The 23,510-nt window shown below is 73.2% G+C and carries 21 protein-coding genes; 11 read left to right on the top strand and 10 right to left on the bottom strand.

What is annotated here, in order from left to right; translation table 11 throughout:
• Nucleotides 1–65 precede the first annotated feature (65 nt).
• Both ACNJ93_RS30765 and ACNJ93_RS30760 read right to left on the bottom strand, forming a co-directional pair.
• Nucleotides 66–1,790, bottom strand: a complete 1,725-nt coding sequence (locus ACNJ93_RS30765) for an acyl-CoA dehydrogenase family protein (protein WP_418960737.1) — start codon at nucleotides 1,788–1,790, stop codon at nucleotides 66–68.
• 36 nt (nucleotides 1,791–1,826) lie between these two features.
• A complete protein-coding gene (locus ACNJ93_RS30760; protein WP_418960736.1) occupies nucleotides 1,827–2,393 on the bottom strand; it encodes a PadR family transcriptional regulator in 567 nt (188 codons plus the stop codon).
• A gap of 111 nt (nucleotides 2,394–2,504) precedes the next feature.
• Between ACNJ93_RS30760 and ACNJ93_RS30755 the strand changes: the two genes are divergently transcribed.
• A complete protein-coding gene (locus tag ACNJ93_RS30755; RefSeq protein ID WP_418960735.1) occupies nucleotides 2,505–3,236 on the top strand; it encodes a hypothetical protein in 732 nt (243 codons plus the stop codon).
• A 12-nt stretch (nucleotides 3,237–3,248) separates the two neighbouring features.
• Here ACNJ93_RS30755 and ACNJ93_RS30750 read toward each other — a convergent pair whose 3' ends face one another.
• Nucleotides 3,249–4,283, bottom strand: coding sequence for a PucR family transcriptional regulator (locus ACNJ93_RS30750; protein WP_418960734.1), 1,035 nt, complete (start codon nucleotides 4,281–4,283; stop codon nucleotides 3,249–3,251).
• A gap of 109 nt (nucleotides 4,284–4,392) precedes the next feature.
• On the opposite strand from ACNJ93_RS30750, the gene ACNJ93_RS30745 reads away from it, so the two are divergent.
• From ACNJ93_RS30745 to ACNJ93_RS30735, 3 genes are all read left to right on the top strand, one after another.
• Nucleotides 4,393–5,292, top strand: coding sequence for an alpha/beta hydrolase (locus ACNJ93_RS30745; RefSeq protein ID WP_418960733.1), 900 nt, complete (start codon nucleotides 4,393–4,395; stop codon nucleotides 5,290–5,292).
• Between the two features lie 126 nt (nucleotides 5,293–5,418).
• Nucleotides 5,419–5,904 carry a VOC family protein gene (locus ACNJ93_RS30740; protein ID WP_418960732.1) on the top strand — a complete coding sequence of 162 codons (486 nt, stop codon included), beginning with the start codon at nucleotides 5,419–5,421 and terminating at the stop codon, nucleotides 5,902–5,904.
• 22 nt (nucleotides 5,905–5,926) lie between these two features.
• Nucleotides 5,927–7,282: a radical SAM protein gene (locus ACNJ93_RS30735; RefSeq protein ID WP_418960731.1), complete on the top strand. Its 1,356-nt coding sequence runs from the start codon at nucleotides 5,927–5,929 to the stop codon at nucleotides 7,280–7,282.
• Between the two features lie 29 nt (nucleotides 7,283–7,311).
• On the opposite strand, the gene ACNJ93_RS30730 is transcribed toward ACNJ93_RS30735, so the two are convergent.
• Nucleotides 7,312–7,974, bottom strand: coding sequence for a DUF998 domain-containing protein (locus tag ACNJ93_RS30730; RefSeq protein ID WP_418960730.1), 663 nt, complete (start codon nucleotides 7,972–7,974; stop codon nucleotides 7,312–7,314).
• Nucleotides 7,975–8,133: 159 nt separating this feature from the next.
• Between ACNJ93_RS30730 and ACNJ93_RS30725 the strand changes: the two genes are divergently transcribed.
• The 3 genes from ACNJ93_RS30725 to ACNJ93_RS30715 all read left to right on the top strand — a co-directional run bounded on the left by ACNJ93_RS30725 (nucleotide 8,134) and on the right by ACNJ93_RS30715 (nucleotide 10,911).
• Nucleotides 8,134–8,676, top strand: coding sequence for an HD domain-containing protein (locus ACNJ93_RS30725; protein WP_418960729.1), 543 nt, complete (start codon nucleotides 8,134–8,136; stop codon nucleotides 8,674–8,676).
• Between the two features lie 54 nt (nucleotides 8,677–8,730).
• On the top strand, nucleotides 8,731–8,955 hold the full coding sequence (gene tatA / locus ACNJ93_RS30720) for a twin-arginine translocase TatA/TatE family subunit (protein WP_418960728.1): 225 nt from the start codon (nucleotides 8,731–8,733) through the stop codon (nucleotides 8,953–8,955).
• A gap of 303 nt (nucleotides 8,956–9,258) precedes the next feature.
• The gene (locus ACNJ93_RS30715; protein WP_418960727.1) at nucleotides 9,259–10,911 is read left to right on the top strand and encodes an adenosine deaminase family protein; all 1,653 of its coding nucleotides are present in this window, start codon (nucleotides 9,259–9,261) and stop codon (nucleotides 10,909–10,911) included.
• A 64-nt stretch (nucleotides 10,912–10,975) separates the two neighbouring features.
• Here ACNJ93_RS30715 and recQ read toward each other — a convergent pair whose 3' ends face one another.
• On the bottom strand, nucleotides 10,976–12,967 hold the full coding sequence (recQ, locus tag ACNJ93_RS30710; protein WP_418960726.1) for a DNA helicase RecQ: 1,992 nt from the start codon (nucleotides 12,965–12,967) through the stop codon (nucleotides 10,976–10,978).
• A 181-nt stretch (nucleotides 12,968–13,148) separates the two neighbouring features.
• Here recQ and ACNJ93_RS30705 point away from each other — a divergent pair, with 181 nt between their 5' ends.
• A complete protein-coding gene (locus ACNJ93_RS30705; protein ID WP_418960725.1) occupies nucleotides 13,149–13,643 on the top strand; it encodes a GreA/GreB family elongation factor in 495 nt (164 codons plus the stop codon).
• A gap of 131 nt (nucleotides 13,644–13,774) precedes the next feature.
• Here the strand turns inward: ACNJ93_RS30705 and ACNJ93_RS30700 are convergent, their stop codons facing one another.
• From ACNJ93_RS30700 to ACNJ93_RS30690, 3 genes are read right to left on the bottom strand one after another with little or no spacing between them, the layout of a single operon-like run.
• Entirely contained in the window at nucleotides 13,775–14,401 is a 627-nt protein-coding gene (locus ACNJ93_RS30700; protein WP_418960724.1) for a DUF1345 domain-containing protein, read from the bottom strand.
• 26 nt (nucleotides 14,402–14,427) lie between these two features.
• Nucleotides 14,428–15,240: a family 1 encapsulin nanocompartment shell protein gene (locus ACNJ93_RS30695; RefSeq protein ID WP_418960723.1), complete on the bottom strand. Its 813-nt coding sequence runs from the start codon at nucleotides 15,238–15,240 to the stop codon at nucleotides 14,428–14,430.
• Nucleotides 15,240–16,232 carry a Dyp-type peroxidase gene (locus ACNJ93_RS30690; protein ID WP_418960722.1) on the bottom strand — a complete coding sequence of 331 codons (993 nt, stop codon included), beginning with the start codon at nucleotides 16,230–16,232 and terminating at the stop codon, nucleotides 15,240–15,242. The genes ACNJ93_RS30695 and ACNJ93_RS30690 overlap by 1 nt, the downstream gene beginning before the upstream one ends.
• A 214-nt stretch (nucleotides 16,233–16,446) precedes the next feature.
• Here ACNJ93_RS30690 and ACNJ93_RS30685 point away from each other — a divergent pair, with 214 nt between their 5' ends.
• The gene (locus ACNJ93_RS30685; RefSeq protein WP_418960721.1) at nucleotides 16,447–17,169 is read left to right on the top strand and encodes an SMI1/KNR4 family protein; all 723 of its coding nucleotides are present in this window, start codon (nucleotides 16,447–16,449) and stop codon (nucleotides 17,167–17,169) included.
• An 11-nt stretch (nucleotides 17,170–17,180) separates the two neighbouring features.
• Here ACNJ93_RS30685 and ACNJ93_RS30680 read toward each other — a convergent pair whose 3' ends face one another.
• A complete protein-coding gene (locus tag ACNJ93_RS30680) occupies nucleotides 17,181–19,724 on the bottom strand; it encodes an ATP-dependent Clp protease ATP-binding subunit (protein ID WP_418960720.1) in 2,544 nt (847 codons plus the stop codon).
• 369 nt (nucleotides 19,725–20,093) lie between these two features.
• Between ACNJ93_RS30680 and ACNJ93_RS30675 the strand changes: the two genes are divergently transcribed.
• A complete protein-coding gene (locus ACNJ93_RS30675) occupies nucleotides 20,094–21,380 on the top strand; it encodes a YhgE/Pip domain-containing protein (protein WP_418960719.1) in 1,287 nt (428 codons plus the stop codon).
• Between the two features lie 12 nt (nucleotides 21,381–21,392).
• Here the strand turns inward: ACNJ93_RS30675 and ACNJ93_RS30670 are convergent, their stop codons facing one another.
• Nucleotides 21,393–22,151, bottom strand: coding sequence for a TetR/AcrR family transcriptional regulator (locus ACNJ93_RS30670; protein ID WP_418960718.1), 759 nt, complete (start codon nucleotides 22,149–22,151; stop codon nucleotides 21,393–21,395).
• 125 nt (nucleotides 22,152–22,276) lie between these two features.
• Here ACNJ93_RS30670 and ACNJ93_RS30665 point away from each other — a divergent pair, with 125 nt between their 5' ends.
• Nucleotides 22,277–23,476: an FAD-dependent monooxygenase gene (locus tag ACNJ93_RS30665; RefSeq protein WP_418960717.1), complete on the top strand. Its 1,200-nt coding sequence runs from the start codon at nucleotides 22,277–22,279 to the stop codon at nucleotides 23,474–23,476.
• Nucleotides 23,477–23,510 lie beyond the last annotated feature (34 nt).

Here is a 23,510-nt window from a genome sequence, read left to right as displayed (position 1 = left end):
AGGCCGTGCCGGTGACGGGCCCGAGGGGGCCCGGCCCGTCACCCGGCACGGCCGCCCGATCCTGCTTACGGCGCCATCTCGTAGGCGCCGGACAGCGCCTCGACGCGCTGCCAGACGCGCGCGGAGCGCTCGGTGTCGACGACGGGGCGGCGGACCGCGCCGAGCGCCCACTCCTGCTGCGCCTCGGTCGCGGAGTCCTTGCCGTGCAGCTCGACCGCGTGGGCCGAGTAGTCGCGGACGAGGACGGCGAACAGCTCGTCGAGCACGTCGGCGTCGAGCCCGGTCAGGGCCGCCTGCTCCAGGACGAGCTGGGCATGGACGACCAGCGCGAACAGCTGGCCGACGGCGAGCAGCAGGTCGAGGTCCCGGCTCTGCTCCTCGTCGGGGGCGACGGTGGCGACGAACGTGCACAGCGCGTCGGCCTGCTCGCGGAAGCGGGCGACGTTGGGCAGGTGCGCGTACGCGTCGAAGGCGGGCCGCCAGTCGTGGAAGCGGACGGAGCCGAGGCCGCGGGCGGGGCCCTGGCGGAAGAGGAAGTCGTCGTCGGCCGCGTCGAGGCGGGTGGGGACGGCGGGGTACTCGACCGGCTCCAGGAGGTGGTTGCGCATGAACTTGAGGATCAGGGCCAGGTTGACGTGGACCGTGCCCTCCAGCTTCGGCAGGCCGCGGATCTCGACGGCGGCCTGGGCGAAGTAGTTGTCCTTCTCGAAGCCCTTGGCGGCGATGACGTCCCACATGAGGTCGATGACCTTCTCGCCCTCGGTGGTCACCTTCATCTTCGTCATCGGGTTGAAGAGCAGGTAACGGCGGTCGTCGGGGCCGGCGGTGCGGAAGTAGTCGACGGCGCGGTCGCTGAACAGCTTCATCCCGACGAGCCGGACGTAGGCGTCGGTGAGTTCGCGGCGCACGTGCGGGAAGGCGGTGACGGGCCGGCCGTACAGGATGCGGTTCTGCGCGTGGGTGACGGCCTCGTACATCGCGTGCTCGCAGATGCCGATGGAGGCGGTGCAGAGGTTGAACTTGCCGACGTTGACGGTGTTGAGGGCGGCGTCGAAGGCGGCGCGGCCGGTGTGCAGGACGTCCTCGGCGGCGACGGGGTAGTCCTCGAGCCGGAACTCGCTGACGTACTTGGACGAGTCGACGACGTTCTTCACGAGGTGGTAGTTCGGGTGCCGGCTGTCGGCGGCGAAGAAGACGTACGCGTCCGGGCCCTCCACGTCGGTGCGGCGGCCGAAGACCGAGACGAGACCGGCGGCGTTGCCGTTGCCGATGTAGTACTTGGAGCCGGTGGCGCGGAAGCCGCCGTCGCCGTCGGGCTCCAGGAGCATGTCGGTGGAGTAGATGTCGGCGCCGTGGGTCTTCTCGGACAGTCCGAAGGCGAACACCTCGCCCTGGGAGAGGAGTTCGGCGGCGCGGGCGCGGGCGGCGGGGTTCTCGCTCTGCCAGACGGGGCCCAGGCCGAGGATGGTGACCTGCCAGGCGTACCAGTAGTCCAGGCCGTAGAAGCCGAGGATCTCGTTGAGCGCGGCGATGCGGGCGGTGTCCCAGCGCTTGTCGCCCTCGTCCTCGCCGGCGGCGGAGGCCGGGGTGAGGAAGGTCGCGAACAGCCCCTCCTCGGCGGCGAAGGCGAGGAAGTCGCCGAGCCAGGCGCGGGTGCGGTAGTCCTCGATGAGCTGCCGCTTGCCCCGCTCCTCGAACCAGTCGACGGTGGCCCGCAGCAGCCGGCGGGTCTCCGGGTCGAAGTGCGCGGGGTCGTAGGTCCGCGGGTTGAACAGCAGCGCGTCGGCCATGGAAGGGTGCCGCCTTTCGGGGTGGGAGGTCGGGGTTCAGCTCTCGGAGCGGAACCGGTGGAGGGTGGCGAGCACGTCGTCGAGCCAGGCGGTCATCATGCGTTCGTACGCGATGCCGCCGCGCAGCACGACGTGCTGCAGTTCCCGCTCGGCGTCGTCCGGCCCGTAGGGGCCGCCGTCGGGGGCGTCCCCGAAGTCGCGGGCCTCACCGGCGAGATAGTGGTCGAGCCGTTCGGCGTGCGCCTGCCGGTGCCGCTCGACCTCGCGGATCAGGGCGCTCGGATCGTCGAAGGCGGCGCCCCGGATCTTGACGGCGAGGTCGTGCCGCACGGTCTCGGGCTCGATCGGGTCGTGCAGCCAGCTGGTGAGCGCGGCGCGCCCGAGGTCGGCGACGGAGTACTCCTTCTTGTCCGGCCGGCCCTGCTGCGGCACCTCGCGCACGTCGATCCAGCCGTCGTTCTCCATCCGCTTGAGGACGCGGTAGATCTGCTGGTGGGTGGCGGTCCAGAAGTAGCCGATGGACCGTTCGAAGCGCCGGGCCAGCTCGTAGCCGGAGCCCGGCTTCTCCAGGAGCGACACGAGGATCGCGTGTTCGAGCGCCATGCCCCGGGATCTTGCTATGCAACTCGTTGCATAGCAAGTCCGGGCCGCCCCGGTGAGACGCGGCTCACCCCGTAGGCTCGGTTTCGGCAACGTCGCGACGAGGAGGGAAGCATGAACTCCGCCGATGCGGACCGGCAGCAGCTGGACGCGGTCAGCGTGCTCAACGCGAAGACCACGCTCGTCCAGCTCCTGAGCCGGGCGGGGGTCTATTCGGGGGACGCGGAGGAGCTGATCGGGATCGTCGAGGCCGGGGCGCTGGCCGTTGCGCACCGTGAGGCCCGGGAGATCAAGAAGCAGGCGCCGCGGCAGAAGGGGGAGCTCTACGAGTCGGGGTGGCACGACGGGGCGCGGGCCGTCGCCGAGGAGCTCGGCGAGCTCTCGGAGCGGACACTGCGGCAGGCGGTGCGGGCGGACCGGGCGGACCCGGACGCCGGGGGCCGTACGCGGGTCGGCCGGATGGAGGTGGAGCGGGCGAAGGTGGCGGTGACGCCGCTGCATCTGACGTTCGCCGCGGAGTCCGAGCTGGACCCGGAGGTCTCCGAGCAGGTGCTGGTCGCCGTGCTCGCCACCATGACGGCCCGGGAGCGGGCCGGCTACCCGGGGCGGCTGACGGAGTACGCGGCGGCCCACCGGGCCCGGCTCGAGCGGCTGTTCGCGCAGTACGGGCCGGGCAGCGCCATCGCGATCCACGGCCGGTACTCGCTGCTCCACTCCCCCACCTGCATCGCCGTCCTGGAGAGGCTGGGCAGCGCGCCCGAGCCGCTGCGGGAGGAGTGGGACGCGGCCGAGCTGCCGCCGGCCTGGCTCGACGGTCTCGGCAGTGCCTGGGAGGCGGCCGCCTGACCGCGCGCCGGCTCAGCCGTCGAGCAGGCGCCACACGCACAGCGCCAGCCGGGCCCGGGTCAGCCCCGCCGGCGCGGTGAGGTCGACGCCGAGAGCCCTGCCCAGCGCGTCCACGCGCCGGGCGACGCTGCTGTGGTGCAGGTGGAGGAGGTCGGCGGCGCGGCGCAGGGACCCGGTGGCGCAGTACGCCTCCAGGGTCCGCAGCTCGTCGTCGTTCGCGGCGATGCGGGCGATGGCCGCCACGTCGGCGTTCTCCCGGCAGAGGGACTCCGGTACGGCGTCGAGCAGCGCCAGCGCGCCCAGGTCGGCGTAGCGGACGACGGGTTCGCGCGGGCCGGTGAAGCGGAGCGCGGCGCGAGCCTCGCGCCAGGACCGGTCGGGGGTGTCGGCGGCGCCGATGCCGGCGCGTACTCCGGCGGGGAAGCGCCCCGCGTCCACGGCGGTGGCCAGGATGACCCCGACGCCGGCGAGCGGCGCGGCCTTGACCGGGCGGGACGGGCAGATCTGCGCGCCGATCCGGTCGAGCGGCAGCTCGGAGCGGACGGCGACGACGCGGACGGGCAGGCCGGCGGCGAAGCCGAGGAGCCGCAGCGCCCGCGCCCGCGCCGCCTCGTCGCCGCCCTCGCTGATGACCAGTTCGACGAGCGCGGGATCGGCCATGGTCGTGCGCGCCGGGCCGTAGCGCTCGACGGCCGCGGCGGCGGCGATGGCGAGCCGGTCGAGGAGCACGTCGTCCAGCGGGCCCGGCGGGCCCGGGCGCTCCAGCCAGACGGCGCCGATCTCCTCGTCGTCGAGCGTGACCGGCGCGGTCGTCGACGCGGGCGCCGCGGGACTCTCGGCGGGCGTGCCCTGGGGCGCGACGCGGATCACCCGTCCCGTGCCGTGCAGCCGCAGCCCGGCCACGCACTCGGCGAGGCCGGCCGAGGAGCGGACGAGCGCGGGGAGGTCCACCCGACGGCGCATCAGCGTGTCGTAGAACGCGACGATGCGGAACGCGCCGTCCACGTACGGATCGAGTCCCGACAGACGTACGGCCAGTGCCTCCATGTCCGGAAGGATAGAGCGGGGTGCGCGCGCCGGACGGCGCGTTCTCCGGGCCGGATGCGCGACGGCCGTCGGCCGCGATGGCACCCGTCCGGCGGGCACGATGGCCGGCATGGATCCCGAACTCGAAGCCTTCCTCCCGTTCCTGCCGGACGTCGACCTGCGCGACCCGGCCGCCGCCCGCCGGGTGCTCGCCGAGCGCGCCGCCGCCATACCCCCGCCGGACCTCTCGCACCTCGACGTCGAGGACCTCACGGTGCCCGCCGACCCGGGCGTGCCGGTGCGGATCTACCGCCCGCGCGAGGGCCGGGGCGGCGCGATCGTCTGGCTGCACGGCGGCGGGGGCGTCTTCGGCGACCTGGACACCGAGCACCCGTGGGCGGGCCGGCTCGCCGAGGGCTCCGGGGCGACGGTGATCTCGGTCGGCTACCGGCTCGCCCCCGAGCACCCGTTCCCGGCCGCGCAGGACGACGCGTACGCGGTGCTGGCCTGGGCGGCCGGACACGCGGCGGAACTGGGGCTCGACCCGGACCGGATCGCGGTCGGCGGGCACAGCGCCGGCGGCGGAATCGCGGCCGCCGTGGCGCTCCGGGCCCGCGACGAGAAGGGCCCGGCGATCCGCTTCCAACTGCTGAACCAGCCGGGCCTGGACGACCGTCAGGAGACGTGGTCGGCGCGGAACTTCACCGACACGCCGTGGTTCGACAGCCACAAGGTCTCCCTCGCGTGGCGACACGTCCTGCGCGGGCGTCCGGCCACCGCGTACACCGCGCCGGCGCGGGCGACGGACCTGTCCGGGCTGCCGCCCGCTTACGTCGCGACGGCGGAGCTCTGCCCGAACCGCGACGAGGACATCGCGTACGCGCTGCGGCTCATGCAGGCGGGCGTCTCGGTGGAGCTGCACCAGTGGCCGGGCACCTTCCACGGCTCCCAGGCGCTGCTGTCGGCGGAGATCTCGCAGCGGCAGAACGCCGAACTGTGCGCGGCGCTGCGCCGCGGCCTCGCGGACTGACACCGCCTCCGGCCCCGTCCTGCCGCCGTTCGGGTCAACCGGCCCGCACGGCGGCGCGGGCGGCGCGGCCCGGGGATATCCATGGCCGCAGTCACTGCGCGAACCCGGAGCCGAAAGAGGAGTCCCATGGCGGTCAAGCCCGTTCCCGAGGAGTACCCGCGCGTCACCCCGTACCTGTGCGTCGACGGCGCGGCCGACGCGATCGACTTCTACGTGTCCGTGCTGGGCGCGCGGGAGCGGACGCGGATGCCGGCGCCCGGCGGGAAGGTCGGGCACGCCGAGCTTGAGCTCGGCAACGCGGTCGTCATGCTCGCCGACGAGTATCCGGACATGGGCTTCCGCTCGCCGAAGGCGGTCGGCGGCACGCCGGTCACCCTGCACGTGTACGTGGAGGACGTCGACGCGGTGTTCGCGGAGGCGCTGGCGCGGGGCGCCACGGAGCTGTCGGCGGTGAAGGACGAGTTCTACGGCGACCGGGTCGGGCAGTTCGAGGACCCCTTCGGCCACCGCTGGAGCGTCGCCTCGCACATCGAGGACGTCTCCGCGGAGGAGATGGAGAAGCGGGCGGCCGAGGCCATGCGGGGCATGGACCCCGGCGCGGGAAACGGCTGAGCGAACAGATAGGTTGTCCTGCATGAATGCGACGCCCACGCACAAGGACAGCCCGAGTCGGACCGCGCTGGTCGAGGAGCTGATGGGGCGGTTCCCGCACGTGCCGCGGGAGGCGGTGATCAAGGAGGACCTGCTGCGCGGCGGCATGGCCTTCGACGAGTCCGCGCTCAGCGGCACCGCGGACGGCGGCTCCGGGGACGTCAAGCCGAAGTCGTACTTCATCTTCTCCTTCGACCACCGCACGCTGCCGGAGCTGGGCGCCGCCGCGCTGAACCGCCCGCCGGAGGAGATCGTGCTCACCGGCGGCCCGTACGACCTGCGCCGCACGGTGGTGTCGGTGCGGGTCAACCCGGACTCGCCGTACGTGGTGCGCGGCGACGAGGAGGGGGCCCTCGGCCTCTACCTGGACGGCCGGCGGATCGCCGACGTGGGCCTGCCGCCGATGCCCGAGTACTACCGGCACACGCTGTCCAACGGGAAGTCGGTGATGGAGGTCGCCCCCACCATCCAGTGGGGCTACCTGATCTATCTGACGGTCTTCCGGGTCTGCCAGTACTTCGGCGCCAAGGAGGAGTGCCAGTTCTGCGACATCAACCACAACTGGCGCCAGCACAAGGCCGCGGGCCGGCCGTACACCGGGGTGAAGCCGGTGGAGGAGGTGCTGGAGGCGCTGGAGATCATCGACCGGTACGACACGGCCGGGACCTCCCGCGCGTACACGCTGACCGGCGGCTCGATCACCTCGAAGGTCGCGGGCCGCGACGAGGCGGACTTCTACGGCCACTACGCGCAGGCCATCGAGGAGCGCTTCCCGGGCCGGTGGACCGGCAAGGTCGTCGCGCAGGCGCTGCCGCGTGACGCGGTGCAGCGGTTCCACGACCACGGCATCCGGATCTACCACCCCAACTTCGAGGTGTGGGACCGCCGGCTGTTCCAGCTGCACTGCCCGGGCAAGGAGCGGTACGTCGGGCGCGACGAGTGGCACCGCCGGATCCTGGACTCCACGGAGGTGTTCGGACCGCGCAACGTGATCCCGAACTTCGTGGCCGGTATCGAGATGGCCGAGCCGTTCGGCTTCACGAAGGTCGACGAGGCGATCGCGTCGACGCAGGAGGGCCTGCGGTTCTTCATGTCGCACGGCGTGGTGCCCCGGTTCACCACCTGGTGCCCGGAGCCGACGACGCCGCTGGGCAAGGCCAACCCGCTGGGCGCGCCGCTGGAGTACCACATCCGGCTCCTGGAGACGTACCGGGCGACGCTGGAGGAGTTCGGTCTGAGCTCCCCGCCCGGGTACGGGCCGGCGGGTCCGGGGCGGGCGGTGTTCTCCGTCAGCTCGTTCATGGACAGCCTGGAGGGGCTGGAGCAGCCGGAGTCCTGAGGCGCACCCGGGGCGGGGCGGCCGGGGGCCTACTGTCTGCTGTCGGCCCCGTCGCGGTCGTCCCGTCCGTCCCGCTCCGCGGACCCGGCCGCCGACGCCGCGCCGTTTCGGGGCCGCTGCAGGCAGGAGGCGACGACGACCAGCGGCCACACGGCCTGGATGCAGGTCACGACGCGCTCCGCGACCCCGGCGAAGCCGTCGCGGTTCATCTCGTACACGAACCAGACCGCGGTCAGGCCCATCAGCGCCGTCGCCAGGCCCGACGGGGCGGGCCTCAGGCCCCAGGGCACGGACGCGCCGCCGCCGCGCACGGCGGCCAGCACCGGCCAGACGGCCAGCAGCAGGAAGCCGACCGCGGCGACCGACCCGTGCCGCAGCGAGCCTCCGCTGCTGGGCGCGGGGACGAGCGAGACGACCAGCGCCGCGACTCCCCCGCCGGCCAGGGCCAGCCGTCCGGCGCGTTCGGCGACGCGCAGTCCGTACGCGGTGAAGAGGTGGCAGACGCCCAGGCCGAACAGCGCGCCGGACATCACCCAGAACCCGGCCGCCCCGTACGCCGCCAGGACGCTGATCGTCTGCCGTACGGGGTCGTACGCCGCCCCCTCCAGATGCCCCGCGATCAGCCAGCCGCTGATCAGCAGCACGGGGGCGGACCCCGAGGAGACCAGGGCCCAACGTGGTACGGAATGCACCGAAACACGATAGAGCGCCGCAAACCTCTCCGGCGTGACGCGCCGAGGTGTGGCGTCCGGGGTTCTCAGGGCGCTGTCGCTGTGACAGCCTGCCGGTCAAGATCGTCCGCGTGGGCACGGCCGTGGTCCGCCCGGACAGCCGCTGAACGAGGAGTCCTCATGCGTCCGCTGCCCGACGAGGCCGCCGTGCTGCTGCGCGCCTTGGACGCGCCGCCGCGTCTCGTCGCCCATCTGCGCGCCGTGCACGACGTCGCGGCGCAGCTGGTGGAGTGGCTGGAGTCGGAGTGTCCGGCCCTGTCCTTCGACCGGGAGGCCGTGCTGTTCGGCGCGGCCACCCACGACATCGGCAAGACCGTGCACCGGTCCGAGCTGTCGGGTCCGGGTTCGGCGCACGAGGAGGCCGGGCGCGCACTGCTGCTGGACCACGGGGTGAGCCCCGCTCGCGCGCGGTTCGCCGGGACCCATGCGCGCTGGGACGCGGAGGGCGTGGCGATCGAGGACCTGCTCGTGAGCCTGGCCGACAAGGTGTGGAAGAACAAGCGGGTCGCCGAGCTGGAGGACCGGGTGGTGGCCGAGCTGGCCGGGGCGGCCGGACTGCCCGCGTGGGAGGCGTTCCTGCGGCTCGACGAGGTGCTGACCCGGATCGGGGACGGCGCGGAGGAACGGCTGGCCTACCAGGCGGCGCACCCCGTCGGCGGCTGACGCGGACGGGACCGGTAGATTCCGGGTGGCAGCGGCACGAGGAAGCGGAGAACGGTGTTCGGTATCAGTGAGCTGGCGATCCTCCTGGTCGTGGTCGCCCTGGTGTTCGGGGCGAAGAAGCTGCCGGAACTGGCCCGCAGCGCGGGCAGGGCGGCCCGCATCCTGAAGAGCGAGGCGCGGGCCATGAAGGACGAGGACGGCGCGCCGCAGCAGGCGACGTACACGGTGAAGGAGACCCGGCCGCTGACCGGACCCGAGTCGACGACCGCCGGCTCCTGACGTCGTCACCGGCCGGAACGCCGGTGCCTGGGTGAACGGGACGGCCGGCGGCGGAGGTCGAGTGCGCGGCCGACGAGCCCCGGACGTGGGGGACGGCGGTTCTCGTACGGGGCGGTGACTGTCTGAACGGGACGGCCGACGGCGGAGGTCGAGTGCGCGACCGACGGGGCCGCGGACGTGGCGGACGGCGGTTCTCGTACGGTCGGCGGACCCGTGTCCCGCGGGTCACTCGGTCGGGTGGTCAGGTCGTACACGCCGGGCGGCGAGCCGCCGGGGCGGGCGGACCGAGACGATCATGCTCGGGTGATCCACTCCCGAATCGCCGCGCGCCGACGGGCTGTTCCCGTCGCCGTGGCCGCTCTCAGCCTGTTGTCCCTGTCCTGCGCCCTGCCGGCGACGGCCCGGCCGGCCGCGCCGGGGCCCGCCGCGCCCGGTCCCGCCGCGCCCGGTCCCGCCGCGCCCGGTCCGGCCGCGCCGCAGCGCCCGCTCACCGCCGGAGAGGCCCGCGCCGACGCGTACCTGTCCGCCGTGCGCGAGCAGCCGGCCGCGGCCGCGGACTTCTTCCGCCGGCTGCCCAAGGGCGGCGAGCTGCACAACCACCTCTCGGGCGCCGTGTCCACGGAGTACCTGATCCGGCTCGCCGGCGAGGACGGTCTGTGCATCGACACCGCCACGATGACCGCGGTCGTCCCGCCCTGCGGGCCCGGCAAGCGGCCCGCGGCCGAGGCGCAGACCGACCCGGCCTTCCACGAGGCGCTGCTGCGGGCCTGGTCCATGGAGGACTTCCCGCCGGACGGCAACGGCCACGACCACTTCTTCGACACGTTCGGCAAGTTCGGCGAGGTGACCTGGCGCCATCGCGGCAAGCTGCTCGCGGAGGTCGCCGACGACGTGGCGCGGCAGAACCAGTTCTATCTGGAGACGATGGTCAGCCCGGCCTCCGACGGAGCGAAGAAGCTGGCCGCGGAGGTGGGCTGGGACGCCGACCTCGCGGCCCTGCACGGCAAGCTGCTCGCCGGCGGCCGGCTGGACGCGCTGGTGGCCGAGGCCCGCAAGGAGGCGGACGCCGGCGACGCCGAGTTCCGGGAGGCGGCGCGCTGCGGCACCGCGGAGGCGCGGCCGGGCTGCGGTCTGGCGGTGCGCTGGATCTCGCAGGTGTCCCGGTCCTCCGCTCCGGAGCGTGTGTTCACGCAGATCGCGCTCGGGATGCGGCTCGCCGAGCGGGACGGGCGGTTCGTCGCGATCAACCTGGTCCAGCCCGAGGACTGGGACGTCTCGCTGCGGGACTACAGCCTGCACATGCGCATGGTCGCCTATCTGCGCACCGTGTACCCGAGGGCCCATGTGACCCTGCACGCCGGTGAGTTGTGGCCGGGCCTGGTGAAGCCGGAGGACCTGGCGTTCCACATCCAGGAGGCCGTGGACGTCGCCCGTACGGAGCGCGTCGGGCACGGCGTCGACCTGGTCCACGAGACGGACTGGCGCAGGACGGCCCGCACGATGGCCGCCCGGGAGATCGCCGTCGAGGTGCCGTTCACCAGCAACGCCCAGATCCTGGGCGTGAAGGGCGCGGACCACCCCTTCGAGACGTACCGCGCCCACGGCGTCCCGGTGGTGCTGGCGACCGACGACCCGGGGATCTCCCGGATCGACATCAGCCACGAGTACGCGTACGCCGCCCGGACGTACGGGCTGTCGTACCCGGAGCTGAAGGACCTGGCCCGCGCCTCCCTGGAGTACGCCTTCCTGCCGGGCGAGAGCCTGTGGCGCGGCAACCCCACCGCGCAGGGCTACCGCCTCACCGGCGCCTGCCGGGGCGAGCGGCCCGGCGCGCCGGTCGGCTCGGAGGTGTGCCGGCGTCTGATCGAGGCCAGCCCGAAGGCGGCGACCCAGTGGCGCCAGGAGGCGGCCTTCGCCGCGTTCGAGCAGCGGGTGGCGCGGCCGGCGCGCGGCTAGGTCCGGCGTCGGTCGCGGAGCCCGGTCCGGGGTGGGACGCCCCGGACCGGGCTCCTTCGTCGTGTCACTCCCAGTCGTCCCACGGGGGGTCGATCTCCTCCGGGTCGAACGGCGGTTCGTCGTCGTCCGGCGGCAGTACGGGCCGCTTCCCGGCGGCGGGCGCGGGCTCGGTTGCGTCCCGTGCCGAGGCCGGGGCTTCGCCGCGGGCCTCGGCGAGGGTGTCGAGGACGCCCTGGGCGTACTTGGCGAGCTTGGCCTCGCCGACGCCGCCGACCGTGCCGAGCTCCGCGACGGTGGTCGGCACGGTGGTGGCGATCTCGCGGAGGGTGGCGTCGTGGAAGATCACGTACGCCGGGACGCCCTGCTCGCGGGCCGTGGCCGCGCGCCAGGCGCGCAGCGCCTCGAAGACCGGCACGGCCGCCTCGGGCAGGTCGACCGGGACGCGGGCGCCCTTGCCGCCGGAGCGGGAGCCGCCGGACTTCCGGGCGGCGGGGACCGGGGCGGTCTCCTTGCGCATCGGGACGGTGCGGCGGCCGCCGAGCACCTCGCCGCTGGCGTCGGTCAGGACCAGCGTGCCGAAGTCGCCCTCCACGGCCAGCAGCCGCTGGGCGAGGAGCTGGCGGATGACCCCGCGCCACTCCGCCGTGCCGAGGTCGGACCCGACGCCGAACACGGACAGCGAGTCGTGGTCGAACTGGATGACCTTGGCGGTCTTCTTGCCCTGGAGGATGTCGATGATCTGGGCGGCGCCGAACTTCTGCCGCCGCTCGCGGGCCAGGCGCCACACGGTGGACAGCAGCTTCTGCGCCGCGACCGTGCCGTCCCAGGACTCGGCCGGGGTCAGGCACGTGTCGCAGTTGCCGCAGGGCTCGGCGGACTGCCCGAAGTACGCGAGCAGGCGCACGCGCCGGCAGTCGACGGTCTCGCAGAGCGCCAGCATCGCGTCGAGGTGGGCGGCGAGGGAGCGGCGGTGGTTCTCGTCGCCCTCGGAGGAGTCGATCATCTTGCGCTGCTGGACGACGTCCTGGAGCCCGTACGCGAGCCAGGCGGTGGCGGGCTCGCCGTCGCGCCCGGCGCGGCCGGTCTCCTGGTAGTAGCCCTCGACGGACTTCGGCAGGTCGAGGTGGGCGACGAAGCGCACGTCCGGCTTGTCGATGCCCATGCCGAAGGCGATGGTGGCGACCACCACGACGCCGTCCTCGCGCAGGAAGCGGGCCTGGTTCGCAGCGCGGTCCCGGGCGTCCATGCCCGCGTGGTACGGGACGGAGTCGACGCCGTGCTCGACGAGGAAGGCCGCGGTCTTCTCGACCGAGGCCCGGGACAGGCAGTAGACGACGCCGGCGTCGCCGGCGTGCTCCGTCCTGATCAGTTCGAGCAGCTGCTTCTGCGGGCTGTTCTTGGGGACGATGCGGTACTGGATGTTGGGCCGGTCGAAGCTGGCGACGAAGTGCTTGGCGTCCTCCAGGGCGAGGCGCTGGGCGATCTCCTTGTGCGTGGCCTCGGTGGCCGTGGCGGTCAGCGCGATGCGCGGCACCTTGGGCCAGCGCTCGTGGAGCATCGACAGGGCGAGATAGTCGGGCCGGAAGTCGTGGCCCCACTGGGCGACGCAGTGGGCCTCGTCGATCGCGAAGAGCGAGATCCGGCCCCGGTCGAGCAGCCGCTGCGTCCCCTCCGTGCGCAGCCGCTCCGGGGCCAGGTACAGCAGGTCCAGCTCGTCGGCGAGGAAGGCCTGCTCGACGGCCTGCCGCTCGTACGGGTCCTGCGTGGAGTTGAGGAAGCCGGCCCGCACGCCGAGGGCGTTGAGCGCGTCCACCTGGTCCTGCATGAGCGCGATCAGCGGCGAGACGACGACGCCCGTGCCCTCTCTGACCAGCGCCGGGATCTGGTAGCAGAGCGACTTGCCGCCGCCGGTCGGCATCAGCACGAGGGCGTCGCCGCCGGCGACGACCTGCTCGATGATCTGCTGCTGCTCGCCGCGGAAGGAGTCGTATCCGAACACGCGGTGGAGCACCCGCAGGGCGTCGGAAAGGTCGGGTGAGGCGTCGGTGAGGGCCATTCGAAAAGCCTATCCGGCTCCGCCGACACCCCGGTCCGGACGACCGGGAACCTGTGGAAAACCCGGGGTCTCCACCGGCTGCCGCCGCCCCCGGGCCGTCACACGGTGCGCCTGATACGTTACGAAATGCCGGATTCCGATCCGGTGCGACGACCCTGCCGCCTGCACGACGGGAGCTGCGATGACCGGTGGACCCGAACCCATGAGCGCCGCCGACCGTACGGCCATCGAGCGGGAGCTCGCCGACCTGCGCCGGGAGCGCGACGACGTCGCCGCCACCCTGAAGGGCGGCGGCGGTGACGAGACCGGCGACCGCGCCGACCAGGCCGACGAGCTGATGCGCGGCACCGAGGCGGACCGTCTGGAGCGCCGCATCAAGGAGCTGGAGGCCCGGCTGGAGGAGGCGGCGGTCGCCGGTCCCCCGGCCGAGGACACGGTCGGCGTGGGCAGCACCGTGACGGTGCGGTTCGACGACGGCACCGAGGCGACCGTGCACATCGGCGAGGTCGCCGAGATGTACGACCCGGACATCGTGACCGCCGACAGTCCCCTGGGCAGCGAGCTGATCGGCCGCCGCGCCGGCGACACGGTCACGTACCGCGCGCCCGACGGGCCCCGCAGCGCCTTCGTGGTCTCCCTGGGGGAGCAGGGCGGCGGCCCGGCCGCCGCCTCCTGAGGCGCCGTGGCCGCGACGCGCGGCGCCTCTCCGACGGCGAGGCGTGCACCGCCGAGGAGAGCCTCTACGTGCGCGAGCCGTGGTGGCGCTCCTGAGCCCGCCTCTCGGTGCCGTCCCGGGCCGCGGATCCGTCAGCCGCCGAAGATGCCCACGACCAGGTTGATGGCGGTGGCGAGGGTGCTGGTGCCGAAGACGTACGACAGCAGGCAGTGGCGGAGGATGACGGCGCGGAGCGCGGCCGTGGCGACGCTGGTGTCGGAGACCTGGTACGTCATGCCGAGGTTGTACGAGAAGTAGAGGAAGTCGACGTACCGGGGGCGGTCCCGGTCGTTGAAGTCGATCCCGCCCTCGGGCGGCCGATAGTAGATGTACGCGTAGCGGGCCGCGTACATCAGGTGCAGCGAGGCCCAGGTCATGAAGACGCCCAGCAGCGCGAGCGCGGCGGCGGCCTGGCTCAGCGCCGACTTGTCGGAGACGAGCAGCACGCCGATGGCGCCGAGTCCGCACACGGCGGTGCTGACGACCGCGATCTCCTCGACCACCGGCCGGAACTCCTCGCGGCGGGCGTTGCGCTGGGTGGCGGCGGCGTCCATCGGCCACAGGGCGAACCAGCCGGTGACGACGAAGAAGGTCTCCGCCGCGGCGACGCCGGCGAGGAAGCCCAGCGCGGCGCTCTCGGTGGGCAGCGCGACCGCCGCGCCGACGGCGCCGCCGAAGAGCAGCGCGCCGACACCTCGGGCGACGGTGGACAGCGGCATGGGACCTCGCGGGGGTGAGGGGCGGCTCAGGCTTCGAGGACGACGACGGCCTCGTCCGTGTAGGGCAGGAAGGTCAGCGTCTCCTGCAGGTAGAGCTCGATGCCGTGGGCGTCGTGGGACGTGTAGCCGATGGCCACGTCCTGGCCGAGGAGCAGTTCGAAGTCGCCGCCGCGGGTCGACAGGACGAACGCGCCGCGCAGGGCGGGCGCCCAGATCGGGGCGCCGTCCAGCATCCGGCCGAGGTGGGCGGCGATCGGATAGCCGTGGTCGGAGGTCTCGCTGACGGCGGCGTACTCGTCGGCACCGAGCAGCAGCGCGTACGGGCCGTCGACGCCGGCCAGGCGCAGCGAGGTCAGCGCACGGCTGAGGGCGTCGGGGTAGTCGCGCGGTTCGGCGGGCAGACGGAGGACCGGGTTGGAGGAGCGCTCGCGGAGGCCCTCGACGCCCGCCGAGGCGTAGCCGTCGAAGATCATGCGGTCCTCGACGAAGGCCAGGCTGCGGGCGGCGTCCTTGACGGGCTGCCAGTCGGAGTCCTTCGCGCCACGCTCCACGTCGTCGACGGCGGCCCGGGTGACGGTGAACGGCACCCGCAGCTCGACGAGCGGCCGGGCGTCGCGGAGCCGGGCGGCCACGCCGGGCGCGGGCGGCGACAGCTCGGCGAGGTGTCCGGTGCCGGCGGCGGCGAACTCGGGTCCGGCCGCGTCGGGGACGTCGACGACGCGTCGGCCCGCGCTGTGGCGGCGGAAGGTGCGGCGGGCCTCCTCCTCGATCTCGGCCCAGGCCTCGGGGGTGATGGGGGCGAGTTCGCGGTGGAGGTTGTTCGTGCTCGGGGGCGTCATCAGGACCGGGCTCCTTTCAGGCTGCCGATGCCCAGGGAGACCTCTCCCTGGCGGGCGGCCGCGGCTGGCGGGGCGGGGAGGTCGTCGAGGAGGTCGGCGTCGGGCACGAAGAACAGGCCGCCGGTGACGGCCCGGGAGAAGTCGAGGATGCGGTCGGTGTTGCCGGGCGGGTCGCCGAGGAACATGTTGCGCAGCATCTGTTCGAGGACGTCGGGGGTGCGCGCGTAGCCGATGAAGTACGTGCCGAACTCGGCGCTGCCGACCTCGCCGAAGGGCATGTTGTCGCGCACGATCTCCCGCTCGGTGCCGTCCTCGTCCTCGACCTGGGTGAGGGCGACGTGCGAGTCGGTGGGCTGGACGCCCTCGGGCAGTTCGACGTTGGAGAACTTGGTGCGGCCGATGACGTGCTCCTGCTGCTTGACGGTGAGCGAGTCCCAGGCCGTCATGTCGTGCAGGTACTTCTGGACGAGCACGTAGCTGCCGCCGGCGAAGTCCGGGTCCTCGTCGCCGATGAGGACGGCGTCGGCGGCGGCGTCGCCCTCGGGGTTCTCGCTGCCGTCGACGAAGCCGAGGAGGTCGCGTTCGTCGAAGTACTTGAAGCCGTGCACCTCGTCGACGACGGTGAGCGCGGAGCCGAACCGGTCCACGATCAGCCGGGCCAGCTCGAAGCAGAGGTCCATGCGCCCGGCACGGAGATGGAACAGCAGGTCGCCGGGGGTGGCGGGGGCGCGGTGCCGGGGACCTTGCAGCGGCTGGAACGGGTGCAGGTCGCGGGGGCGCGGTCCGCCGACCAGCCGGTCCCAGGCGTCCGAGGAGATGCCGGTGACGAGCGTGAGCGTGTCGTCGGGGCTGCGGAAGGAGACCGACCGGGCGAGCCCCGACAGGTCCGCGAGGCCCTCGCGGACGGCGCGCTCGGCGCCGGGGGCGACGGTGGCCACGAGGAAGACGGCCGCCTTGGCGGGCGGCATGAGGACGGTCTGGGTGGCGGCCATGGGACTCCCGTCGGACCACGAGTACACGAACTGCGGGCAAGGCGCACGAAAGGGATGCACGGGGCGTGATCACCCTAGTCGGGGCACGGCGCGGCCGCAGCCCGACGGGCACCGCACGAGCCTCCGGCCCCGGTCCGATGTGACCTGCGCGGGCATGGGCCGACCTCCTCCCCTGGCTCTCCGCACCGCTGGGCGAGGCGGTAGCGTCCTCCGTGTGACGGACAGTCCTGATGTGGCGGTGGCTCTGCGAGGCGGAGTGCGGACGCGCTTCCACGCGTGGGAGTTCGTGCGCTGGTTCGCCGACGCATGGCTGGGCCGTCCGGTGGAGCCGGAGGACGGCTGCACCGCTGCCGAGTTGGCCGCGGTGGAGGCCGATCTCGGCTTCGAGCTGCCGGCCGCTCTGCGCGAGGGGTACGCGCTCTTCGGACGCCGTGACGACCTGACCCGGCAGCAGGACGCCCTGGTCGGGCTGTCCGGCCTCTCCGTCGACGACGCCGAGGGCGGCGTCCTGGTCTTCCGCCACGAGAATCAGGGCTGCGCCGCCTGGGGAATCCCGCTCACCCGGGTCGAGCAGGACGATCCACCGGTGGTGGTGGAATCACAGCAGGGCTGGCTTCCCTTTCTCGACCGGATGTCCCAGGCGTGGGTCGAATTGGTGCTGAGCGAGTCGCTCGTCGCCGCGGACCGCCTCTATGACGCCTGCGAGCTGCCCGACGCGCTGACGCACGAACTCCACTCCCGATACGCCCGGGTCGACCTGCCCGACCATCCCTTGTGGGTGAGCGAGGAGGACTCGCCGGTGCGCTGGTACGCGGCTCCCGGCCGTTTGGTTCGCCGGGACGGCCTTCAGGACCAGTCCTGGATCCACGCGCGCGGGCGCACGGTTCTCGATTTCGAGACCATCCGTGCGGAGCTCCCGGGCCCCTGGGTCGGCTGAAGGCGGTAACGTCACTCCTTTCCTGCGACGGCCCCGGCGGCCTCGGCGGCCTCGCCGTCCGCTCCTTCCCCCCTGCGGATCGTGCAGTGGAGGGAGTCGTCCTTCACGTCGGCGACGATGGTGTCGCCGGGGTTCGCCTCGCCGCCCAGGAGCAGGGAGGCGATGCGGTTGTCGAGTTCGGTCTGGATCGTGCGGCGCAGCGGCCGGGCGCCGAACTCGGGCTGGTAGCCGTGGGCGACGAGGAGCTTCTTGGCCGCCTCGGTGACCTCCAGCTTCAGGCCCTGGGCGTGGACGCGGTGTTCGCTGCGGTCCAGGAGGTGGTCGACGATGCTCGACAGGTTCTCCTCGGTGAGGCTGTGGAAGACGATGATGTCGTCGATCCGGTTGAGGAACTCGGGCAGGAACCGGCCGCGCAGGTCCTCCATGAGCTCGTCCTTCAGCTCGGCCGCATCGCCCTGGTGGGCCAGGATGCGGTGGGCGCCGATGTTGGACGTCATGATGACCACGCAGTGCCGGAAGTCGACGGTGCGGCCCTGGCCGTCGGTGAGGCGGCCGTCGTCGAGGATCTGCAGCAGCGTGTTGAACACGTCGGGGTGCGCCTTCTCCACCTCGTCGAACAGCACGACGCTGTAGGGGTTGCGGCGGACCTTCTCGGTGAGCTGCCCGGCCTCCTCGTAGCCGACGTATCCGGGAGGCGCTCCGACGAGGCGGGCGACGGTGTGCTTCTCCTGGAACTCGCTCATGTCGAAGCGGATCATGCGGTTCTCGTCGCCGAACAGCAGCTCCGCCAGGGTCTTGGCGAGTTCGGTCTTGCCGACGCCGGTGGGGCCGAGGAACAGGAACGAGCCGACCGGCCGGTTCGGGTCGCCCATGCCGGCGCGGTTGCGGCGCACGGCCTCGGAGACGGCGGTGACCGCCTCGTCCTGGCCGACGATCCTCGCGTGCATCTCCTGCTCCAGCTTCAGCAGCCGCTCCTTCTCGCTGGCGGTGAGCTGGGAGACGGGGATGCCGGTGCGGCGGGAGACGATGTCGGCGATGTCGTTGGCGGTGACCGAGACGACGCCCTCGCGGCGTTCCTCGATGCCCGCGAGTTCGGCCTCCACCTCGGCGATCTTCTGCTTCAGCTCGGACGCCTTCTCGAACTGCTCGCCGGCCACGGCCTGGTCCTTCTCGCGGCGCAGTTTGGCGAGCTTGTCCTCGCGGCTGACGATCTCGGTGGAGCGGCTCGCGCTGCGCAGCCGGACCCGCGCGCCGGCCTGGTCCATCAGGTCGATGGCCTTGTCGGGCAGGAAGCGGTCGCTGATGTAGCGGTCGGACAGTTCGGCCGCGGCGGCCAGCGCACCGTCGGCGAAACGGACCTGGTGGTGGGCCTCGTAGGCGTCGCGGAGCCCTTCGAGGATCTGAATGGTCTCCTCGACGGTGGGCTCCGGGATCATGACGGGCTGGAAGCGCCGTTCGAGGGCGGCGTCCTTCTCGACGTGCTTGCGGTACTCGTCGATGGTCGTCGCGCCGACGACGTGCAGCTCGCCGCGAGCCAGGGCGGGCTTGAGCATGTTGCCGGCGTCCATCGAGCTCTCGCCGCTCGCGCTGGCGCCGACGACGGTGTGCAGCTCGTCGATGAACAGGATGATGTCGCCGCCGGCCTGCTGGACGTCCTCGATGACCTTCTTCAGGCGCTCCTCGAACTGGCCGCGGTACTGCGCTCCGGCCACCATCCCGGACAGGTCGAGGGCGACGACCCGCTTGTCCTTCAGGGTCTCGGGTACCTCGCCTGCGACGATCCGCTGGGCGAGGCCCTCGACGATGGCGGTCTTGCCGACACCGGGTTCGCCGATGAGGACCGGGTTGTTCTTGGAGCGCCGGGAGAGGATCTCGACGGTCTGCTCGATCTCGTCGGCGCGTCCGACGACCGGGTCGAGCTTGCCGGCCTTCGCCTCCTCGGTGAGGTCCCGGCCGTACTCGTCGAGGGTGGTCGCGGGCTGCTGCGGCTTCGCCGCCGCAGCGGGCATGCCCTCGGAGCGGGCGGCCTGCTCGGTCAGTCCGCGCAGCTTGCGCACGTCCATGTCCTCGGCGCGCAGCAGGCGGGTGGCGCCGGAGTCGGGGTCCTCAAGGAGCGCGGTGAGGATGTGCTCGGGTCCGATGTAGGAGACGCCGGCGCCCTGCGAGTTGGCGTAGGCGGCGGCGAGGGTGCGCTTGGCGGCCGGCGTGAGGCCGGGCTCGGCGGAGGGCTCGCCGGACTCCTTGGGCAGCACCTCGGCGATCTGCTTGCCGAGGGTGTCCGGGTTCACCCCCGCCCGGGCGAGCAGTCCCCGGGACGGCTCGACCTGGGTGGCGGCCCACAGCAGGTGCTGGGTGTCGAGGTCGGACGTGCCGTCCTCGACCGCCTTCCGCGTCGCCAGGTTGAGGAGTTCGTGCGAGGACTCCGTCAGCAGCCGCCCGATCGGCACCCGCTGGACCGCCGGCGGCGAGGAGGCGGGCGACATGCCGAAGAACCTGTTGAGCAGCTCGCTGAAGGGGTCGGACGAACCGAAGGGGGAACCGAATGCCATCGACATGCAAAGCTCCTGATGAGCGAGTGGGGGCCCTCACCACTGAAACCCGAGGCCCGCCGCTCCGCAAACGGTGCGGACCACCGGGCTCCGCGCAGGCTCGGACGCCCGGCTCCGCGCGGGCGCGGGCGGTGGGTCAGCCGGGCAGCCGGGCGAGGAACTTCTGCGGGGAGACGGCCGGTCCGCCCGCTTCCGGGCCGGACCGGCGGCGCGGCGGCGCCCGACCCGGACCCGCAGCACGACCGGGCGTCAGCGGCGGCGCGACCGAGCCCGACCGGCGGCACGACGGAACGGCAGCGGCGGCACGACACGCCCGACATGCCCTTCTCCTCCCGGTTCGCCGGTCGGCGCGGTCCGCGCGCCGACGATGGCCGGATGAGCTCCACGACTCCCCCGCACTCCCCCGGCCGTCCTCAGGTCCGCGCCGCGGCCCTGCTCCGCCGTCCCGCGCTGTGGCTCGTGCCGACCGTGCTGTGCGCCCTGGTCACGCTGCTGCTGTCGCTGCTGTACATGGGCGGCATCGTCAATCCGAGCGACAGCCTGAACCGCCTGCCGATCGCGCTCGTCGACGAGGACGAGGGCCGGCCGCTCCCCGGTCAACGGGAGACCCTCGGGAAGCAGATCACCGACGCGGTCGCCGCCACGGAGGCCCGGGACGACACCGTGGACTGGCGGCGGCTCGACCGCGACGGGCTGGCGGACGCGCTGGCCGCCGGCAAGGTGTACGGCGCGTTCGTCGTCCCCGCGGACTTCACCGCGTCCGTCGCGGCGCTGAGCACCGAGCGGGCGAGCGCCCGGCCGTCGATCCAGGTGCTCACCAACCCGGGCGTGGGCAGCCTGGGGTCCAGCATGGCGACGCGGATCAGCGAGGAGGCGGCCCGGCAGGCATCGAAGAAGCTCGGCGGGCAGCTCACGGCGGCCGCCCGCGACGCCGATCCGCGGGCGCGGCTGCTGCTGTCCGACCCGGTCGAGGTGGAGACCCGGGTCGGCCACCCGCTCGGCGGCCACAGCGGCCTGGGTCTCTCCGCCTTCTACTACGCGCTGCTCCTGGTCCTCGCCGGTTTCATCGGCGGCAACACGATCAGCATGGGGGTCGACACCTCGCTGGGCTACGCGGACAGCGAGCTCGGCCCCTGGCACACGCGCCGGCCGACGGTGCCGATCAGCCGCACCCAGACGCTGGTCCTGAAGATGGCGATGACGGCCGGGATCTCCCTGGTGACGACGTCGCTGGTCATGCTGGGAACCGTGGTGATCCTCGGCATGGACGCCTCGCACCTGCCGATGCTCTGGCTGTTCTCGTACTGCGCGGTCCTCGCCGTCGGCCTCGGCGTGCAGGCGATCAACGCGGCCTTCGGGGGCATCGGGCAGCTGGTGTCCATGTTCGTGTTCATCGCCCTGGCCCTGCCGTCCTCGGGGGCCACGGTGCCGCTGCAGGCCACCCCCGGCTTCTTCCGGTTCCTCAGCACCTTCGAGCCGATGCACCAGCTCAGCTCCGGGGTGCGGGCCATCCTGTACTTCGACGCCCGCGCCGACGCGGGTCTCGCCCGCGGCTGGATCATGATCGCGGTGGGCACCGTCGGCGCGCTGCTGTTCGGCTTCGCGATGACGCGGTACTACGACCGCAGGGGCCTGCACCGGCTGACCCCGCAGCCGGAGTGACGCGCCGCGGGCTCAGCCGGCCGACCGCCCGTCGATGAGCAGGCCGAGTCCGTCGAGGATGCGGGCGAGGCCGAACTCCAGGGCCTGGTCCTGCCCGCCGTCCTGCGCGACGGAGGCGAGGGCGGCCCGGACCGCCGGGTACCGCTCTCCGTGCACGCGCATCAACGCACCCATGGTCGCGCCGAGTTGGGCCTCGGGTCCGCCGGGCTCCGGGCCGGCCGCGCGGGACTGCTGGACGATGCCGCGCACGTGCCCGGCCAGCAGGACCACCGCGTCCATCCGTTCGGCGCCGGTCAGTCCGGTGGCGTCCAGGGCGGCCAGGGCCCGTTCCATCCAGGCGAGTTCGCGCGGCCCGAGGACCCGGGGGCCGACGGTGGCGTCGAGGAGCCAGGGGTGGCGCCGGAAGACCTCGGCCATGTGGCGGGCCCACGCGTCGAGCCGGTCTCGCCAGCCGGTTCCCTCCGGGTCCGGGGCGGGGGCCTCGCCCAGCGCCGATTCCACCATCAGCGCGACGAGTTCCGCGCGCCCCGGGACGTAGCGGTAGAGCGCCATCTTCGTGACCCCGACGAGGGCGGCGACGCGCTGCATCGTCAGCGCGGCGAGCCCGTCGGACTCGGCGATCTCGATGCCGGCGCGCGCGATCCGCTCCAGGCTCAGCGCCCGCTTCGGCCCGCGCGCGGGCTGTGGCTGCGGCTCCCACAGGAGCCGTGCGGCGGCGCCCAGTCCGGCCTCTCCGGGCACCTCCGCGGCCCCGTCGCGCAGCTCGCCCATCGTCCGCTCCCCTCGTCCGCCTTCCCCGGGCCCCTGACCGTCCGCCCTTGCCAGGCGCCCAAAACTGCGTCTACCGTACACAGAAGAAAACAGCGTCCGTCGGACACAGTTTCAAGGGGGCTCCCATGCTCAACAAGAACGTGCTGATCTCCGGCGCCGGCATCGCCGGCCCGGCCCTGGCCCACTGGCTCGGCCGCCACGGCTTCCGGCCCACCGTGGTCGAGCTCGCCCCGGCCCTGCGCGAGGGCGGGCAGGCGGTCGACTTCCGCGGCGAGACGCATCTGACCGTCCTGCGGCGCATGGGCGTCCTCGACGAACTGCGCCGCATCCGCACCGGCGGCAGCCCGATGCGCTTCGTCGACGAGCGCGGCCGCACCTTGCTGCACCTGCCCGGCGAGTTCGCCGGCGGGGACGTCGAGGTGCTGCGCGGGGACCTGTCGCGCGTCCTCCACGAGCACAGCGCGCCCTGGACCGAGTACGTCTTCGGGGACTCGGTCACCGCCCTGCACGAGACCGCCGAGGGCGTGCACGTCACCTTCCGGCACGGCGCCCCGCGCACGTTCGACCTGGTCGTCGGCGCGGACGGACTGCACTCCCAGGTGCGCCGGCTGGCCTTCGGCCCCGAGGAGGACTACGTGACCCACCTCGGGTACTACGCAGCGACCTGGTCCCTGCCCAACCACCTGGGCATCCGCGAGGGCTCGGTCGGCTTCAACGCCCCGGGGCGGCTCGCGAGCGTGGGCGTCGACCACCGGGACCCCGCGAGGGCGGGGGCCTTCTTCGTCTTCGCCTCACCTCAGGTGGCGTACGACCGGCACGACCAGGAGCGGCAGAAGGCGCTGGTCGCCGAGGCGTTCGACGGGCTCGGCTGGGAGGTGCCGGGGCTGCTCGACTCGCTGCGGCAGGCCCCCGAGCTGTACTTCGACTCGATCAGCCGGGCGGACGTGCCGTCGTGGTCGGCCGGGCGCGTCGCCCTCCTCGGCGACGCGGCCTGCGGGGCGACGATCGGCGGCATGGGGACCGGTACCGGCGTCGTCGCCGCGTACGTGCTCGCAGGGGAGCTGGCACGGGCCGGCGGCGACCACCGCACGGCCTTCGCCCGGTACGAGCGCCTGCTGCGCGGCTACGCGGAGCAGTGCCAGAAGGGCGGCGACCGCACCGGCGCGTTCCTCGCCCCCGCCACCCGCACCGGGCTGCGCCTCCGCAACGGCCTGCTGAGCCGTCGCACCCTGCTGAACCTGATGCTCAAGGAGGGCGAGAAGGTGAGCACGGTCGTGCTCCCCGACTACGAGGCGGGGCCCCGGCCGGCGCCGGCGGGGGTGTGACGCGTCCGGCGCGGCCCGGGGTTTCCCGCCGGCG

The sequence above is a fragment of the Streptomyces tritici genome, assembly GCF_048500665.1.
Lineage (GTDB): Bacteria > Actinomycetota > Actinomycetes > Streptomycetales > Streptomycetaceae > Streptomyces > Streptomyces tritici.
This window is presented reverse-complemented; position numbering and strand designations above follow the sequence as displayed.